Source organism: Methylobacterium variabile, from assembly GCF_001043975.1.
GTDB classification, from domain to species: Bacteria; Pseudomonadota; Alphaproteobacteria; order Rhizobiales; family Beijerinckiaceae; genus Methylobacterium; species Methylobacterium variabile.
Genome location: NZ_LABY01000468.1, coordinates 1 through 896 on the forward strand (window position 1 = coordinate 1; position 896 = coordinate 896).

The 896-nt window shown below is 72.8% G+C and carries 1 protein-coding gene; it reads left to right on the forward strand.

Features of this window, described 5'->3' with window-relative positions; all coding sequences use genetic code 11:
- Positions 1–219: 219 nt before the first annotated feature.
- On the forward strand, positions 220–896 hold a 677-nt coding region (locus VQ02_RS33945; RefSeq protein WP_157080933.1), incomplete at its 3' end, for an ABC transporter substrate-binding protein.

An 896-nucleotide genomic window follows, 5' to 3' on the forward strand; every position in this document is an offset into this window, starting at 1 on the left:
CCCGAGCCGCATCTCTCGACGACGTGGTATCGGCGGCCGAGACACCGCCTCGCGCCTCCGGCCGGGGCTCGTGGCCGGCCTCCCCGGCCGCCATTCCCCAGGCGGCGAGATTCCCTCGCAAAGATGAAATACGAATAATTCCAATCTGAAACCGTCCGGCGTTGTCAAGGCGGGACGTTGCCCTTAGATGTCGCGACCGATTTTACTTAAGGGCCGTGCATGCCGTTCATCACGTGGTTGTCCCGCCGCATCGCTGCCGGTGCCCGCGCCGTGGGGAGGCCTGCCCTGCACGTCGCCGCCGCGGCGATGCTCGTGGCCTGGCTCGGGGCCGCTCCGGCCGGGGCGGCGGAGATCACGGTGCAGCATGCCCGGGGCCAGACCGTCCTGCCGGCGGTGCCCAAGCGCGTCGTCGTGTTCGACCTCGCGGCGCTCGACACCCTCGACACCCTCGGCGTGCCGGTCTTCGGGGTCGCGGGCGGGCCGAAGCCTCCCTCCCTCGCCGCGTACAACGCGCCCCGCTACCGCAAGATGGGCACGCTGTGGGAGCCCGACTACGAGGCGGTCAACGAGGTCGATCCCGACCTGGTCGTCGTCGGCGGCCGCTCGGGGCCCCGCTACGACGCCCTCGCCCGCATGGCACCGACGATCGACCTGTCGAGCGACGCCGCCGACCCGCTCGGCAGCGACCTGCGCAACGTCCGGTCGCTCGCCCGCATCTTCGGCAAGGAGGCGGAGGCCGAGGCCCGGATCGCGGCGCTCCAGGCCGCCGTCGCCTCGGTCCATGCCCGGGCCGAGCAGGCCGGCACCGCGCTCTTCGTCCTCTCCACCGGTGGGCGCCTGAGCGCCTTCGGCCGCGGCTCCCGGTTCGGCCTGCTCCACGGCGCCCTCGGCTTCCG